The sequence below is a fragment of the Tolypothrix sp. PCC 7601 genome (assembly GCF_025677855.1).
Taxonomy (GTDB): Bacteria; Cyanobacteriota; Cyanobacteriia; order Cyanobacteriales; family Nostocaceae; genus Aulosira; species Aulosira diplosiphon.
Window position 1 is genome coordinate 7,367,349 of record NZ_CP064879.1, and the last position, 17,116, is coordinate 7,384,464.

At 39.7% G+C, this 17,116-nt stretch carries 10 protein-coding genes, 1 pseudogene and 1 riboswitch; of the genes and pseudogenes, 8 read left to right on the plus strand and 3 right to left on the minus strand.

The annotated features are described in order from the left end of the window. Positions 1–250: 250 nt before the first annotated feature. Positions 251–841: an ABC transporter permease gene (locus HG267_RS29915; protein WP_045871286.1), complete on the minus strand. Its 591-nt coding sequence runs from the start codon at positions 839–841 to the stop codon at positions 251–253. A gap of 568 nt (positions 842–1,409) precedes the next feature. On the opposite strand from HG267_RS29915, the gene HG267_RS29920 reads away from it, so the two are divergent. From HG267_RS29920 to HG267_RS29930, 3 genes are all read left to right on the plus strand, one after another. Continuing rightward, positions 1,410–2,033 carry a hypothetical protein gene (locus HG267_RS29920; protein WP_045871287.1) on the plus strand — a complete coding sequence of 208 codons (624 nt, stop codon included), beginning with the start codon at positions 1,410–1,412 and terminating at the stop codon, positions 2,031–2,033. Between the two features lie 275 nt (positions 2,034–2,308). Then, positions 2,309–2,773, plus strand: coding sequence for a MarR family winged helix-turn-helix transcriptional regulator (locus HG267_RS29925; protein WP_045871288.1), 465 nt, complete (start codon positions 2,309–2,311; stop codon positions 2,771–2,773). 86 nt (positions 2,774–2,859) lie between these two features. Further along, the gene (locus tag HG267_RS29930; RefSeq protein WP_045871289.1) at positions 2,860–4,203 is read left to right on the plus strand and encodes an epoxyqueuosine reductase; all 1,344 of its coding nucleotides are present in this window, start codon (positions 2,860–2,862) and stop codon (positions 4,201–4,203) included. Between the two features lie 956 nt (positions 4,204–5,159). On the opposite strand, the gene HG267_RS29935 is transcribed toward HG267_RS29930, so the two are convergent. Further along, positions 5,160–5,735, minus strand: a complete 576-nt coding sequence (locus HG267_RS29935; protein WP_045871290.1) for a TIGR04376 family protein — start codon at positions 5,733–5,735, stop codon at positions 5,160–5,162. A gap of 287 nt (positions 5,736–6,022) precedes the next feature. Here HG267_RS29935 and HG267_RS29940 point away from each other — a divergent pair, with 287 nt between their 5' ends. Further along, positions 6,023–7,843: an ABC transporter ATP-binding protein gene (locus HG267_RS29940; RefSeq protein ID WP_045871291.1), complete on the plus strand. Its 1,821-nt coding sequence runs from the start codon at positions 6,023–6,025 to the stop codon at positions 7,841–7,843. Between the two features lie 176 nt (positions 7,844–8,019). On the opposite strand, the gene HG267_RS29945 is transcribed toward HG267_RS29940, so the two are convergent. Next, a complete protein-coding gene (locus HG267_RS29945; protein ID WP_045871292.1) occupies positions 8,020–8,769 on the minus strand; it encodes a M15 family metallopeptidase in 750 nt (249 codons plus the stop codon). A 379-nt stretch (positions 8,770–9,148) separates the two neighbouring features. Here HG267_RS29945 and HG267_RS29950 point away from each other — a divergent pair, with 379 nt between their 5' ends. The 4 genes and pseudogenes from HG267_RS29950 (at position 9,149) to HG267_RS29965 (ending at position 17,075) form a co-directional block, all read left to right on the plus strand. Beyond that, positions 9,149–10,720, plus strand: coding sequence for a metallophosphoesterase (locus tag HG267_RS29950; protein ID WP_045871293.1), 1,572 nt, complete (start codon positions 9,149–9,151; stop codon positions 10,718–10,720). Between the two features lie 237 nt (positions 10,721–10,957). Beyond that, positions 10,958–12,270: pseudogene (locus HG267_RS29955) on the plus strand (IS701 family transposase). 288 nt (positions 12,271–12,558) lie between these two features. Beyond that, entirely contained in the window at positions 12,559–16,098 is a 3,540-nt protein-coding gene (locus tag HG267_RS29960; protein WP_045871294.1) for a GAF domain-containing protein, read from the plus strand. Positions 16,099–16,227: 129 nt separating this feature from the next. Further along, positions 16,228–16,371, plus strand: a riboswitch (cobalamin riboswitch). 293 nt (positions 16,372–16,664) lie between these two features. After that, on the plus strand, positions 16,665–17,075 hold the full coding sequence (locus HG267_RS29965; RefSeq protein WP_045871295.1) for a DUF1636 family protein: 411 nt from the start codon (positions 16,665–16,667) through the stop codon (positions 17,073–17,075). Positions 17,076–17,116: the final 41 nt, after the last annotated feature.

Below are 17,116 nucleotides of genomic sequence, written 5' to 3' on the forward strand. Positions count from 1 at the left end.
AACGTATCTCTGTTTGAATAAATATGGTGCGTTATATCAAGTTTAGTTAATTGCTGACACTCTAGTGGCATGTTTAGCCTTAAATGTTGCAATAAAGATGAATTTTATCCGCGTTTATCTGCGGTTAATTTTTTCTAATCTAACGCACTATTTTAGTCTAGACACACTACTAGGACATTTAGTTTTTCCTATTACCAATTACCCATTACCATACTACACGAAAGTATAAGTGTTTCAGCGAACATAAAATTTATTTTTTATTATTCTCTTGAGCAGATTTTTTCCCTGCTGAAACAAACTGTACCAAAAGATATCCACTCAGATCCAATAACTGATCTAATAAACAGCCAATCACACCAATATAGATTATTGACTGAACAATGTAACTGACGTTGCCAGCTTTATAAGCATCCCAAGCCAGCGAGCCTAAACCTTTGGTACCTACCAACATTTCTATGGCAATTACTGTAAACCATGCGACCCAGATGCTAACTTTTAAAGCATGAAATGTATGAAAAATGGCAGCCCGAAATTGACTATTCTGTCTGTAGAAATGTCGCATCCCAATAGCAGTATTCACAATCATTGACCAAAGGCTAGCCGAAAAAATTACTATTGCACTAGCGGCTTCGCTTTCTTGAAAGAGAATGAGCGCAATAGGTAGAAAGACTATAGGAGGTATACTATGGGGTATCTGAAATATCCGCCTGCATATCTGATAAATGATGGCATTGATACCAATTAAGTAACCTATGAAACCACCTAAAATAGCGGCTGGAATGTAACCTACAAATAATCTTTGTAGGCTAGATAAAACATCTAAAAATATATTGTGTTCCATGCCTCAGTGCTCATTTGCCAAGTTTAGGGAATACTGCGGCAATTGCAAAAAAATATTGAATAGACGGAAATGGGAAGGTGTGATAGTCTGATTAAATTTATTTTAACAAAAAGTGCAAGTAAGTTTAATAAATTCAATACAATTTGAAGGATTTAGATTTTAGGAATAAATACACAAAGTTAAATTGTTTACTATAGCAAAAATTTCTTCATTAAGAGTGCAGTAACATATCCTACATAATTTGATTATTACTCTAAATTTTATTTTTAATTTATAAGTAAACTCGGAGGATGTCGAAAAAATAATATGGGTAATATAGAATCCACACCACAAATCTTTGTGCCCCTATAGATACTTGAGCTTTAGAATACTTAGTGCGATCGCTTCTACCATATATTATTCCATTAGGTAGAAGCTAAATTATCTTCTAATAACTTAAAGTACCACTATTGAGGCAATCATAATTTTTCTGGTCACCATAAAGCTCTTGGTGCAGGATTTTTAGTAGCCTCAAAACCTAAAAAAATGAGTGTTTAAATAACTCACTATTAAGCATATTCATAGTCAAATGTATAAGCAAAATCGCACTTTAAGTAACATCCAAAGTGATGGTAATCTGGTAAGTAAAAAGTCATGGCTAAGTAAAGCAACGCTTTTCACCCTGCTTGCAACTGGGATTACAGCTTGTGCTACCGAACCAAAGCAACCTGATGTTGTTGTCGTTCCAACCCCACAAGCAACGGTTACTGTCACCGCTACACCACAAGTAACAACTACTGTGGTTGTCACCCCTACGCCACAACCAACAACTATTGTTCAAACTCAACCAATAACAGATGTATTAGTAATTACCAACGCCAATAAACAGACACTTGTAAATAGACCTGTACAGTTTACAAATGTCAATGTTCAAAGTGTAGTAGGCGATCGCACCTTCTGGGTTGGTTCCAGCAATGCTCAACGAGTATTTGTGGTTTTGGCTCCCAATCTAGATGCGGGAAGTGCTGAAAATAAAGTTGTTGTGAAAGCAGGCCAAACCGTAGATTTAGCAGGTGTGCTTAAACTAGTGCCCAGTGTCAAACAAGCACAGCAGCAGTGGCAGGGTTTAACGGCTACTGAAGCTCAAGGACTAAAAAACCAGGTAATTTACCTAGAAGCAAGTCAAATTAGGTTTAAGCCCAGCACTCAATAATTAGATATATCAAAACGGCTATCAGGGATATCTTTAGGGGGTGCAAAACTTTGCGCCTCCTAAAACCAATTCTCAAAAATTCTGATACAGATAGGAATCCTATTTGATTTATGAAAAAGATTGCGAGAAAATACGCATAAGTTACAAGTGTAAGAGTAGACAATAAAAAATCAGCATATACAAATTGTCTCCAATCCTGACTACGATGACTCTCTATATGAGAGTAGATGATATAGGCTTGACATAGATAATGAGTGTATATACACTTAATAAAAATGGAAAAGAAAATAGTTCACGTCAATTTAGCTCAACTCAACCAAGTTAGTGTTTTGTGTACTTGCTTCAACTTGCGTAAAGCTTCACGAGTGGTAACACAATTCTTTGATCAAGAATTGAAGCCTAGTGGCTTATTGGCGACGCAGTTTACGATTTTAGTGGCGATTTCGCTTTTGAATTCTGGAAGCATCAATGGATTGGCTCAGAGCCTGGCAATGGATCGTACTACGTTGACACGCAATCTGAAGCCTCTGGAACGAGAAGGATTGATCCAAATTGAACCGGGGCAAGATCAGCGAACACGAGTAGTCAGCTTGACGGATGCAGGACAGGCAAGTTTAGCCAAAGCCTTGCCCCTATGGGAGCAAGCGCAAGCTTGCGTTGTGGAAAAACTGGGTCAGGAGCGTTGGTCTACTTTGCTTTCGCATTTAAACGCAACAACAACTCTAGTCAGCCAATTTTAATTTTTTTTGCCCAAAGAGTGTATATACACTTATTTGCTCTAGGGACTACTTTTTGCTGTGGACATGATGTTTTAGAGGATAATTGTATGTCTAAATTTGATGAACACCCAACAGTCAAACACTGGCGTAAACAGGAAGCATCCGAAGCAAAAATTATACCATCCACCCAGATTGATGCCCAATGGCTGCGCCACCTCTGTCTCGAAGCTGGGGCTGATGATGTTGGTTTTGTTGAGATTGACCGACCTGAGATTGCTGATCAACGTCAAGACATTCTGGCCGCCTTTCCACCTACCAAAACTTTAATCAGTTTTGTGTGCCGTATGAATCGAGAAAACGTCCGGAGTCCAGCTAGATCAGTTGCTAATCTCGAATTTCATAGTACTGGCGATGAGGTTAATCATATTGCGCGTCAAATTGTGGCGGAGCTTGAACGGCATGGGATTCGGGGCTGTAATCCCGCAATGGGGTTTCCGATGGAAATGAATAAATTCCCTGGAAAGGTCTGGAGTGTGTCCCACAAACCAGTAGCCGTGGCAGCAGGTTTAGGACAAATGGGGATTCATCGCCTTGTGATCCACCCCAAATTCGGCAACTTCATTTTACTAGGAACGATTTTGATTGATGTCAACGTGACAACATATCACCAACCCATTGACTATAACCCTTGCTTAGAGTGTAAACTCTGTGTTTCTGCCTGCCCCGTTGGTGCAATTAGTGCTGATGGACATTTTAACTTTTCTGCTTGCTATACCCACAACTATCGGGAGTTTATGGGAGGTTTTACGGATTGGGTAGAAACTGTTGTTGAAAGTAAAGATAGGCATGAATATCGCCAACAGGTCAGTGCTGCCGAATCTGCTTCTGTGTGGCAGAGCTTATCTTATGGAGCCAATTATAAAGCGGCATATTGTATGGCGGTTTGTCCTGCGGGTGAGGATGTAATTGCTCCCTTTTTGATACGGCGCAAAGAATTTATTCAAGAAGTCGTTAAACCTTTGCAGGCGAAAGAAGAAACTATTTATGTAGTACCAAACTCAGATGCTGAAGCCTATGTTACCCGTAGATTTCCTCATAAGCAGGTCAAACAGGTCAGGAATAGTCTAATACCAACATCAATTCGCGGATTCTTGGGCGGTATGCCTCTAACATTTCAACGCGAACACTCCAAAGGACTAAATGCGATTTACCATTTTACGTTTATAGGTGCAGAGTCATGCAAAGCAACGGTTATCATCCGTCATCAGACTCTTGAAATTCAAAATGGACATTTAGGAACTGCTAATTTAGCAATCACTGCTGACAGCAAAACCTGGTTAAAGTTTTTAGCAAAAGAACAAAATATTGTTTGGGCAATTGTGCGACGGCAGATCCGCTTTCAAGGTCAGCTGAGGTTATTACTTGATTTTGGTAAGTGCTTTCCACAATAGGCGAAGAGTTATACCAATTTGAAAAAAGAATGCGACAGATGGTAGGAGCACGGCGTGCCGCGCCCTCGGGAATATATTGATGCGTCGCGAATATTTTTTGATTTGGTATCACTGATTAAAGAAGCCAGAAGAATTGGGGGAGAATCCCCCAAACCCCCGATTGGGTGACGGTTGCGTCCCCCAAACCCCCTCCAAAATTATTGTTCGGTTTTTTGTTGAGTCATACCAATTTGAAAAAATAATGCAACAGATTGTGGGGGCAAGGCAATGCCTTGAACTCCAGAATATATTGATGTGTTGCAAACATTATTTGAATTTGTATTAGCCCATCTCATAGAGCCTTAACTGAGTTGTTAAATTGAGAGTATTTTGGTCAGTAATATGACTATTCAGAAACTGACGATTCAAAACACTAAACTCAATTTCTGCCATATTCAACCCTTCGGGTTCGCCTGATTTCACCACTCTTGAGATGTACGGAGTTTTTTCAAAAATAAAATAGGAGTCCTATATAAATTTTTGGTAGGGGTTTAGCACTGCTCAATCCTCAAAAGTCTTGGATGATCCGTTACGGAGTCCGTAACGCATCCTACTGGCGTGTCTAGACTAAAATGGTGCATTATTCAAACTCTTGTGGGATGGGCATCTTGCCCGTCCTGGGCGGACAAGATGTCCACCCCACAAGAAAATTATATTGCCACATTTTAGCCTTGCCACGCTACTACTAGTGTGGCAAGGCTAAAATAGTGCATTAGATTGGAAAAAATTAACCGCCGATAAACGCGGATAAAATTGATTTTTAATACAACATTTAAGGCTTGCCATGCCACTATAAATATTGATTTAGGGACTTCCAGATCCATAAAATAAATTATCTAATTTATTCAGATCATATTTTTATTTCTCCCGTGTCTCCTTGCATACACAAAAGTGGGATATTTGTTGCTGTAAGTGACTTATTTCCCCATCTGACGTTTCAATTTTTCTAACTCATCTTGAGTTTCCCAGCGGCGAAACTTTTCTTCTAAGTCATCAAAACTACTGGAATAACTACTAGTTGAATTTGACCAGCCATTGGTTTCTAAACGCTGTTGGGATTGTGCTTTTGCACGTATTGTCTGTGCTTCGGTTGCCTTGGCTTGTACTTCTTGCCTTCGCACCTGTATTTTTTGTAGCAGTTCTTTTGATTGGTTAATGCGTTCTTTTAACCCTTGCATATGTCCCCAACGCTGGTTACCTTCGCGCAATAAAGCGGCTTCTCTCTCTTGCGCCGCCGCCGCTAAATCTTCTCTACCAGCAGATTTCGCCTTTTGCACACGGATATGCCAACGCTGGATTTCTTGAGCTGTAGCTAAAATTTCCTCTTGCGATCGCTTCTCTTGTAATTGTAAATCTGCAACTAGCTTTAAAGTATCTTCCTCTTGCTCGCGTAACTGTTCTAACAGCGCTTCTAATTCCAAATGTGGATTATTACGCAAGAATTCTTCTAAACGGTTTTCTAAAAACCGACTTAAATCATCAAATAAGCCCACGGCCAACACTCCAGAGTCAGGTGTGTGACTTTATTGTAGTAATTATTCACGTGGAGGGGAAGGAAATGAGTGCTGAGTAGGAGAGACGCGATGAATCGCGTCTGTACAAGAGTGTTGAGTGGTAAATCGCTCAAATTTATTCTCCCTCTGTGCCTCTGCTCCCCTGCTCCCCCTGCTTACCAAAGCGATTAATTATTTTTTCGTTCAATATTTGCAACCCTCAGTCCCCTGCTGTCTTGTCAATATTGGTGAGCGATCGCAGGTGTTTTCACGCTATAAAAAGAATAATGAAGAGCAAAAAGAACCGAAACACTCTGCGGCAATCACTGGCAGTTTTCCGTTATAGCGGACGAGCTATTGGCTTGGTTTGGACTACTAGCCGTGCTTTGACGATTATTCTGGCTACTTTAACTTTAGTCGCTGGTCTTTTACCAGCTGCGATCGCTTACATTGGTAAGTTAATTGTGGATGCGGTGGTATTATCTGCCCAAGCTGGTGCAGATGGCGATATTTCTCGTCCTTTAATGTATGTAGGATTAGAAGCGATCGCGGTCATTGTATTAGCTGGTAGTCAACGGGGTTTGACTATTTGTCAATCGCTGTTGCGGGCGCTACTAGGTCAGCGAGTAAATTTACTGATTTTAGAAAAGTCTCTCACTCTCGATTTAAAGTATTTTGAAGACTCGGAATTTTATGACAAGCTACTGAATGCGCGGCGAGAAGCTTCAGTTCGACCGCTTTCTTTAGTTAACCGCACCTTTGGGCTAGTACAAAATGCCCTTTCGCTGGTAACTTACGGTATCTTGCTAGTGAAGTTTTCTGTATGGGCAGTAATAGTGTTAGTTTTAGCAGCTATGCCTGCATTTATTGGCGAAACAAAATTTGCTGGTGAAGCATTCCGTCTATTTAGTTGGCGTGCGCCAGAAACCCGCCAACAACATTATTTAGAAAATCTTTTGGCGAGAGAAGATTTTGTTACCGAAGTTAAACTTTATCAATTAGGAGAAATGCTTCTAGGGCGTTATCGCCAGCTATTTAATAACCTTTATGGTGAAGACCGTAATTTAACTTTGCGGAGGGGATGGTGGGGTTATCTTTTGAGTTTGGTAAGTACAACGGCCTTCTATTTAGCATACGGTTGGATTGTTATTGAAACAGTATTAGGTAAAATTTCCTTGGGAGATATGACGATGTATCTCACAGTTTTTCGCCAAGGACAATCGACTTTTTCTGCTGCTTTAACTTCCATTGGGGGAATGTACGAAGATAATCTTTATCTTTCCAACCTTTATGATTTTTTAGAAGAGCAAACACCACAACCTTGGGGTACAGCTACCAAAGGTATAAATCCCAAAGATGGAATCAGATTTGAGAATGTATCTTTTACTTATCCAGGGAATTTAAAACCTGCATTGCAGAATATTTCTCTACATTTAAAGCCAGGAGAAAAATTAGCAATTGTTGGGGAGAATGGTTCTGGTAAAACTACTTTAATTAAATTACTCACCCGACTTTACACCCCAGATGCCGGCAGAATCACCCTTGATGGTTTAGATTTGCAGGAATGGGATGTAGAAGTACTGCGTCGTCGAATTGGTGTGATTTTCCAAAACTTTGTCCGTTATCAATTCACCGTCGGAGAAAATATTGGTGTCGGTGATGTGGAATATTTAGAAGATACAAATCGCTGGCAAAAAGCTGCTCAAAAAGGCATGGCACAACCTTTTATTCACCAATTACCTAACAGTTTTCAAACTCAACTAGGGCGTTGGTTTAAAGGAGGGCAAGAATTATCCGGGGGACAGTGGCAAAAAATTGCTCTCTCCCGTGCTTTTATGCGAAGTCGCGCAGATATTTTGGTATTAGACGAACCAACATCAGCGATGGATGCTCAAGCTGAATATGAGATTTTCAATCATTTTCGTACTGTCACGAAAAATCAAATGGTATTTTTAATTTCTCATAGGTTTTCCACCGTTCGCATGGCTGACAATATTATGGTTATCGAAAGTGGCAAAGTTGTAGAACAAGGAACCCACGAAGAATTATTAGCTGCAGGCGGACAATATGCGAAGCTGTTTTTATTGCAAGCAGCCGGGTATCAGTAGGGGATGAGGGAGATCAGGGGGATGAGGGAGATGAGGAAGATGAGGGGGATGAGGAAGATGAGGGAGATGAGGAAGATGAGGGAGATGAGGAAGAAATTGCTATTACCAATTACCAATTACCAATTACCAATTACCCCTTCCCCCTTCCCCATTTCCCATTTCCCATTCCCCCTTCCCTACTTCCTCGGAATCTTATTAAACGGCGCATCCATCACAGCATATTTATCCCAATCTGGTGCATCAAAGTGCCACCATTCTGTTGCTAAACCTGTAAATCCTCGCTTTCGCATTGCGTCTTCTAGTATTTGACGATTTTTGCGAGATTGAACGCTGCCGCCACTATAATCTCTATGGGAAGCTGGTGTAAAAGCATCAAAGGCGCTAGGCATTTCTAATTCTTTGCCATTGCTATCAATTAATGTTAAATCTACTGCTGCACCGCGATTATGTCGAGAACCTTTAGCAGGATTACCTACATATCTTTCATCAGGTAGGATTTTCCACATTTCTTTTTGTACGGAAAGTGGTCTATAGCAATCATAAACTTTTAAACTTAATTTATTTTTAGCTAAATCTTGTTGTACTAATGAGAGTTGTTTCGCGGCTCCATAGCGTAATACACATCTAGCTTCAGGATATAACTTCTTTTTCAAAAAGTTATTAGGTGTGGCATAACGAATATCCAGCACAATATTTTTATTGATTGATTGAATATCAACTAGCCTTGCATCTGCTGGAGTGATGGCAGTTTGTTCATTTAAATCTGTTTCTGAAGTTGGCGAAGCGCTAGGCGAAATTACTTGTTTTGGTTGATTTGAGGAGTTAGCAATGGCATTGTTGTTAGCTACTTTAGCTTCATTGCAAGCAACTGCTAAAAAGAATATACATATTATTAAAATGAGAAATTTCCACCAGCGATTAATCATTAGTTTAAAGATTGAGAAATTATATGAAATAGAATTATTGTGTCAGGTAATCTACAGTAGATGTTTTTTAAAGCTCAACAATGTTGTGCCCTTAGTTGTTTAATGCATACCCTGGAAAACTACTGTACTAGTATTGGTTGAATGATTCTGTCAATGCAAAATCAAGTTTAAATCATCTACTATCTGCTGAAGCTGCTTGACAATAAAAAGTAAACTATAGGCAAGAAGACTTTTTTGACAAGATATTGTAATTAAGGCACTTGGCTATATCATTCTAGAGGCAGAGCTAAAAAACTGCCTTTATCGTAGATTATTACTGTAAAATCGCCAAGAAAACAGAAGCTCGTTACAATCAAGGTTAGGCGTTAGACATTCCAACATGAGATTGATATCCGAACCACCAATTCCCGTAAAAATTCAAAAAATGCAGGAACGGGTGCGTTGGCTTCATCCCCAAATTGTGCAGCGAGGAATCGACCAAACCAGTATGGTTGTGGACGATAACCAGGATGAGAATCCAGAATTTTCTTTTATGGTTATCGGTGATAGCGGGACAAAATCCCATTTCGGATACCATCCCCAACGACAAGTAGCCGAACTCATGCTTGCTCATCAGGATGATTGCCGTTTTGTGTTACACACTGGTGATGTCATTTATGTGGTGGGTTCCCATGAATATTACCCGGCAAATTTTATCGAACCTTACCGGGAATTTTTGGTAGGTGGAGAAAATCCCGAGAAAATTGCCTACGATCGTATGGTGTTTAATCTGCCATTTCTGCCAGTACTAGGCAATCACGATTACTATGATGTGCCTTTGATGTACCGTCTGCTGACAGGTAGCACATTACGGCTACGGCGGATGCTACGTTACAAAGATTTTGAAATAGGTTGGCATGGTTCTAATCAAGGTGATGCATATTCACGGGCTTTTCTCGATTATCTTGCAGCAGTCCCATCTCCCGAAGAATTAACGCAGCACTTAGACAGTCACTATACTGCTAAAACCGACAATGGGCGATGTTTGCGTTATCAACCAGGCGTTTTTACCCGCATACCCAACCGCTACTACACTTATAGATATGGCGGTATAGATTTTTTTGCGCTTGATTCCAACACCTTTAACGAACCTTCGCCTTTACCTACCACCCAAGAGGGGGAACTTTATCGCCGGGAATTGCAGAAGCGTCGCCAGCAAATCGATCAAGAAGAAGTGCAGATTTTGGAAATGAGCGATCGCCTCAATGCAGATAACCCTGAGGAAGCGGAACAGCTAGACGACCTCAGTGCTAAATTAGACCAAATCAATGAAGTCAAAATTGACATTGAAAAGCAACTTGCATCCCACAGCGCACCCAAGATTGACTTTGAACAACTAGACTGGTTGCGTAGTCGGCTGATTGAATCTTGGAATAACCCCGAGGTGCGCGGACGGATCGTTTATCTCCACCATCCCCCATACGTGACAGAAGCTACTAAGTGGCATCAAGCCCAAACCTTAGCAGTACGCCATCGCTTGCGTTGGGTATTTGAACAAGTAGCCCAAAGCCTTGGTTCTGTAGTTAAAGAGCGTCCGCTAGTAGATTTAATCCTCAGTGGTCATGCTCACTGTCTAGAATATCTCCGCACCGTTGACACTGGCTATGCTGACTCTCATATCAACTACATTATCTCCGGTGGTAGTGGTCGTCGTCCCCGCCGTCAGCGCTCGGAGGGAACAGAACTCGAGGAGACATTTACTGACAGTGCAGGTAGTTCAACCCGCAAAGTTGCTGATTCGTTGTTATATGTAGGACGCACTGGCTACAGTTCGCAAAAGCGGTTACCTTATTCATGTGTGCGGATTGATGTTCATAATGGCACCCCACTTAAATTTACAGTCAAACCATTAGTAGCAGAGCGCGTTGGTGAATATTGGTTTAATAGTCAATTTGACCCGTTTGTAATTTAACAGGGCATGAATGCTGTTGACTGTTGACTGTTGACTGTTGACTGTTGACTGTTGACAGTTCACAGTCAATAACTGGAACGGGATAATGGATTTTTTGGATATTTGCTAATATTGTGAGCTTAAGAATAATTTATCTGTTGCAAATTTTATTTGAATTAGTATTAGCCTGCTTAACCCTGTTTTGTCACTCTGGCAGTAGTATAATAAGGTAAAAATGCTAGAACCAAGACACAGAGCATGGTACAGCCCCGTCCAGCCGCACCAACAGTCAAATTTGTGGACGAATATTGCCAGTGGTATAAAAGTCTGTTTCCAGATGTTAGGAGTTTCGAGGCTTTTAAATATCTCCATGTAGGCTGCATTTCTGATCTAAAACGTAAAACATTGCCAGAAATAGCAAAAATCGTAGGATTAGATAACCAGCAAGGGTTGCATCATTTTCTAACTACATCACCTTGGGATATAGAAAAGTTAAGAACCTTAAGGTTAGAGTTAATTTTACAAGTGCTAAAAGGTAGACCAATCATTTTAATTATTGATGAGACAGGGGATAAAAAAGAAAGGGAGCAAGACAGATTATGTGAAACGGCAGTATATAGGAAATTTGGGAAAAACAGATAATGGAATTGTGGCAGTGACAGTATATGGTGTTTTCTGTGGGATGACATTTCCATTACTGTTTGAAGTGTATAAACCCAGGGAAAGATTACAGGCAGGAGATAAGTACCGCACTAAACCAGAAATAGCAGCAATACTGATAAAAAAAGCTACAATCAATGGGTTTTAAATTCAACTTAGTACTTGCAGATAGCTTATATGGAGAGAGTGGTAAGAATTTCATATCTGTATTAGATGAACTAAACTTGAACTATATAGTAGCGATTCGGTCAAATCATTATGTAGAAATACTTCCACGACAACATATTCAATATTTAAAGTGGCAGAAGTTTCAAAGGGTATTCTCTGACTTGAGTCGGGAAAATCGATTTATTAGAGAAATTATTCCGGGAAAACGTGGAGAACTTAGATATTGGCAAATTACTACAGATCCAGAAAATTTGCCTGATAACACTACTTGGTATGTGATGAGTAAATATCCAGACATTACGCCAAGAGAAGTTGGAAATTTTTACGGTTTAAGAACTTGGGTCGAGTACGGGTTAAAACAAAGTAAGAATGAATTAGGTTGGTCAGATTTTCGCCTGACTCACTACCCAGATATTGAGCGATGGTGGGAAATTATTTGCAGTGCTTATTTAATGGTTAGTCTGCATTCGGAGCAACTGTTTCAGTCTCCATCACAACGAGAGTCAAAATTTGTTTCACATCCTTGGTGGGATAATGGAAATGGCTGGAAGAACATTCTTAACAATCTTCGTTTGATTATTCAACCTTTTACTTTATTTAATCTGATATATCCCTGGTTAACGGTTTTTCCTATTCCTCAATTAGCTTTGGGTTTTTTTAAACTTCAATCTATTATTTATAGCCTCACCAGTTCAATTTTTATATCCCTGATTCACCCTGATTTCTACTTTTCCTCTGCCTAGAGTGACAAAAGAGGGTTAATAATATTTAAGCTATTACTATGAAAATTCATACCTCAGCTAGATGACAAAAAAAGCAATTATTTTATTGAGTAAAAATCTCAGAAGTTTGAGTGTTTGGCGTTAATTTCATCAATAAAAGGGAACTATATACAATGACCATCTTCTCAAAATAATTAGACCCTGAAACAGGGGGCTAAGAATTGGCAACTATTAACAATTTTGCAGTTGTGCATTTTCGAGAAGTTTGGGAGAAAACATTTTGTTCTCACAATTCCCAAAATCAGAGCCATGACACTTAATTCAACTTCCACGGAAAATGAAATTCTATTGTCAAGTACTGAACTGCAAGCACAACTAGAGCAACAGAAAGCCTTAGCCAATGTCATTGTGCGAATTCGGGAGTCACTTGACCTAGAAACAATTTTTCAAACTACTGTGACAGCAGTGCTGCAATTACTGAATGCAGACCGTGTAGCAGTATTCCAGTTTAATCATCAAATAGAGTGGGAAGGTGAATTCGTTTGTGAAGCGATCGCACCTGGCTGGGACTCGATAATCGGAACTAAAGTACATAGCAATTGTTTTGGAGAACACTTTGCTACTCAGTATCAACAAGGACAGGTGCAAGCCGTTACTGATATTTATGATGCTGGATTCAATAATTGCTATGTAGAAATTTTTAGTCAATTTCAGGTACGCGCTAACTTGGTTGTGCCGTTATTACAGGAGCAAGAAGTGTGGGGCTTGCTTTGTATTCATCAGTGCAATGAGCCTCGTTACTGGAAAGAATCGGACATTGAATTTATTTGCCAAATTGCCAATCATTTAACTGTTGCAATTCAACAAGCAAAACACTTGCGTGAAGCACAATTACAAGCTGCAAAATTAGCACAAGCAGCCCAACGCGATCAGGTAATTGCTCAGATTGTCGATAAAATTCGTTCCCCCTTGGATATCGAAAGCATCTTTGCAATGACAACACTAGAAATCCGCCAGCTGCTGCAAGCTGACAGAGTCGCAATCTTTCGCTTCAATGCCGATTGGAGTGGTAAATTTGTGGCGGAATCATTTGCGGAAGGCTGGATACCTTTAGTGGGTGTAGAAACTGCGATCGCGGATACTTATTTACAGCAAAATCAAGGCGGACGCTACATTAACAACGAAACATTTACCATTAATGATATTTATCAAGCAGGATTATCTGATTGTCACGTTGCGCTGTTAGAACAATTTCAAGCAAAAGCTTTTGCTACTGCTCCCATTCTCCAAGGAGATAAATTATGGGGAATCATTGGCGCTTATCAAAATTCCTCACCCAGACGCTGGCAATCTTACGAAGTGGAATCGCTAACCAAAATCAGTACACAAATTGGGTTAGCCTTACGACATCATCAGTTATTTGCCCAAGCTCAATATCAAGCAGAGCAACAAAAAACATTAACCAGCGTTATTACCCGCATTCGCGAATCTTTGGATTTAGATGTCATCTTCCAGACTACAGTTACACAAGTGCGGCAAATGCTGCAAGCAGATAGAGTAGCAGTCTTTTGTTTTGATTCGCAAAAAGATTCCCAAGGAGAATTTATTTCTGAGGATGTTGCAGCGAACTGGGAATCAATAATCGCTGCTAAAACCTCCGACAATTCCTTTGGAGAACAATTTACGACTTATTATCAACAAGGAAAAGTCAAAGCGATCGCGGATATTTTCACAGAGGGATTAAGTGAAGCTCATCTAGCAATTCTCAGCAAATTTCAGGTGCGCGCTCAACTGGTAGTTCCTTTACTCAAACGAGGCACTTTATGGGGCTTACTGTGTGTGCATCAATGTCGTAATCCGCGCAATTGGCAAGCTTCAGAAATTGAATTTGTCAGCCAAATTGGGGAAAATTTAGGAGTCGCTTTACGACATAACGAACTTTTATTAGAAGCAAGATACCAAACAGAACAGCAAAAAACATTAACTGGTGTAATTGCCAGAATTCGTGAATCTTTAGATTTAGAGAAAATCTTTCAAACTTCTGTTAGCGAAGTGCGACAACTGCTAAAAGCTAGCCGAGTTGGTGTTTTCCGCTTCGATCCTTTATCAGATTGGGCAGGAGAATTTATCTACGAAGATGTAGCTCCCGATTTTATTTCTGCAATCAAAGAAAAAGTTTATGATCATTGTTTTAGCGAACAATTTGCTTCCCTTTACGCCCAAGGTCGAGTTAATACAGTTGCAGATATTTATCAAGAAAAATTTAAAGACTGCTATATCAAAATCTTAGCCAGATTCCAAGTGCGTGCCAATATGGTTGCACCTCTGTTAAAGCAAGGTGAACTCTGGGGATTACTTTGCATTCATCAATGTGACGCACCTCGCAATTGGCAAACTTCAGAAATTGAATTTGTCAGTCAAATAGCCGAACAATTAGGAGTAGCCTTAAAACAAGATTCTTATTTAAAGCAGTTTCAAATGCAAGCAGTTCAGTTAGCAGAAGCTAAAGAACGAGAAAAAGCTATGGAAAGGCAAAAATTGCTAGCTGCAACTATTGATAAAATTCGGCAATCTCTCGATATTCAAACTATTTTTAAAACTACTACTCAAGCAGTTCTCGAGTTACTAGAAGTTGAGCGGATTGCTATCTACCGCTTTAACTCAGATTGGAGTGGTAAATTTGTAGCCGATTCTTTCAAGGATGGTTGGAAACCGATGACACAAGCCCAACCAATGATCATCGAAGACTTTGCTAGTACTGATGACGATAATGAACTTCCTCGTAACGAAACTTTTGTGCCGATTCGTCAAGGAGAAAAATTATGGGGATTATTAGTTGCTTATCAAAATTCCCAACCCCGTTATTGGAAAGATGAAGAAATTAATTTACTGGCGCAAGTAGGCGTGCAATTAGGGATTGCACTTCAACAAGGAGAATTACTTGAGCAAACCAAACGTCAAACTTTAGAATTAACTCAAGCTCTACAGGAATTAAAACAAACTCAATCGCGTTTAATTCAAGGCGAAAAAATGGCTGGTTTAGGGCAATTAATTGCTGGAGTTGCTCATGAAATAAACAATCCTGTAACTTTTATTTCTGGTAATCTTGTACATTTAAATGAGTATACTGACGAACTCTTGAAAGTTGTCAATCTTTATTGGCAACATGATTCATTATTTCCAGAGATTCAGAAACAAATTAATCGTAAAGAATTGGAATTTATCATCAAAGATTTACCCAAAACTATCGATTCAATGAAGATAGGCACCGACAGAATCGACCAGATTGTACTATCATTGCGAAACTTCTCGCGTACAGATGAAGGTGAATTGAAGTTAGTCGATATTCATGAAGGCTTAGATAGTACTTTGCTCATCTTAGGACATCGCTTCAAAAATCATAAAGAGCGCCCACCAATTTCTATTGTGAAAGAATATGGCATTTTACCTTTAGTTGAATGCTATCCCGCGCAAATCAATCAAGTGATAATGAATCTCTTGAGTAATAGCGTTGATGCTTTAGAAGAAAAATTTAAAAACATAAATAAGAGATATTTACATTCATCAATAGAGCCTCCAAATACTCCTTTAAATATTTGGATTAGTACGCAAACCTTAAATAGCCACATTGTCATTAAAATAGCTGATAATGGCTTAGGCATTCCCGAAGAAATCAGAACTCGTATTTTTGAACCATTTTTTACTACAAAAGAAGTAGGGAAAGGTACAGGCTTGGGGTTATCTATCAGCTATCAAATAGTAGTTGAAAAACATCATGGTCAGCTTAGATGTTCTTCCCAACCCGGACAAGGTACAGAATTTGTGATTGAAATTCCGATTAAACATTAACATCAGGATTAATGGATTGATAAACAAGGTATATAATTGACCTTTCTCAGTCTACGATTTTACTAATTTTGGTAAATTGTGGATTACTTTTAAGTAGCTGGCGCAATTTAGCTCATTGCTGTGGTATTATTCCTCCAGTATCAATTCGGTTCTAATGGGGAGCAGCCATCAGAGGTAACGGGGAAAGACTGGTGTAAATCCAGCACTGTCCCGCAGCTGTAATGAAGTTCTTGCTTCAAAGTCAGAATGCCCGCCGAAATTACCACCAACTCCCATCTGCGAGGTACAGATGAACTTTGCTAATACTCTTTTCATTAAGAAGTGTCACTTTCTCATAGTTGCAGATCCAAGCCACGCGATCGCAATTGCTATGAGATTGTAGACTTTTACCTACAAATATTCATACTGACACAAGGTTATAGATACAAGCCTGAAAACCCATTTGTATCCTAACCTTGGCCTTCGCATATTTACATGATATCTAGGCAGGTTTGCACCCATACTACACGCCAACCTGACAACTCTAGTGTGCATTTCTTGTCTTCATCAGCAATATTTCAAAATTAATGAACAACAAACAACATACTTTATTCGTCTGCACAACCTGCGCTAGTGTGTGGCAAGATGGCAAGCGGGTTGGTGAAAGTGGCGGACATCTGCTATTACAGCAACTGCAACAACTTGCACAAGATTGGGAATTGCAAAATCAATTCTCCATTCAAGGTGTTGAATGTATGAGTGCTTGCAGTCATGCTTGCGTTATCGCCTTCCAAGCACAAGAGAAACTCACCTATCTTTTTGGCAATTTAGCAGTCGATGATAATGCATCTGCTATTCTGCAATGTGCTATTCAATACTACACAAACCCCAATGGTTTACTACCTTGGTCAGAACGTCCAGAAGCTTTAAAAACAGGCATCTTAGCTAAAATACCACCCCTCAGTAAATGGGCAAAATTCCACCGTAATTGCTGTTAGGAAACTCCAAAAAATAAATTATTCCGTTCACTGTTGACTGT

Coding starts and splice junctions, on each gene's coding strand:
- HG267_RS29960 (WP_045871294.1), top strand. CDS start 12,559: ATGACACTTAATTCAACTTCCACGGAAAATGAAATTCTATTGTCAAGT.
- HG267_RS29920 (WP_045871287.1), top strand. CDS start 1,410: ATGTATAAGCAAAATCGCACTTTAAGTAACATCCAAAGTGATGGTAAT.
- HG267_RS29930 (WP_045871289.1), top strand. CDS start 2,860: ATGTCTAAATTTGATGAACACCCAACAGTCAAACACTGGCGTAAACAG.
- HG267_RS29965 (WP_045871295.1), top strand. CDS start 16,665: ATGAACAACAAACAACATACTTTATTCGTCTGCACAACCTGCGCTAGT.
- HG267_RS29925 (WP_045871288.1), top strand. CDS start 2,309: ATGGAAAAGAAAATAGTTCACGTCAATTTAGCTCAACTCAACCAAGTT.
- HG267_RS29915 (WP_045871286.1), bottom strand. CDS start 841: ATGGAACACAATATATTTTTAGATGTTTTATCTAGCCTACAAAGATTA.
- HG267_RS29950 (WP_045871293.1), top strand. CDS start 9,149: ATGAGATTGATATCCGAACCACCAATTCCCGTAAAAATTCAAAAAATG.
- HG267_RS29940 (WP_045871291.1), top strand. CDS start 6,023: ATGAAGAGCAAAAAGAACCGAAACACTCTGCGGCAATCACTGGCAGTT.
- HG267_RS29945 (WP_045871292.1), bottom strand. CDS start 8,769: ATGATTAATCGCTGGTGGAAATTTCTCATTTTAATAATATGTATATTC.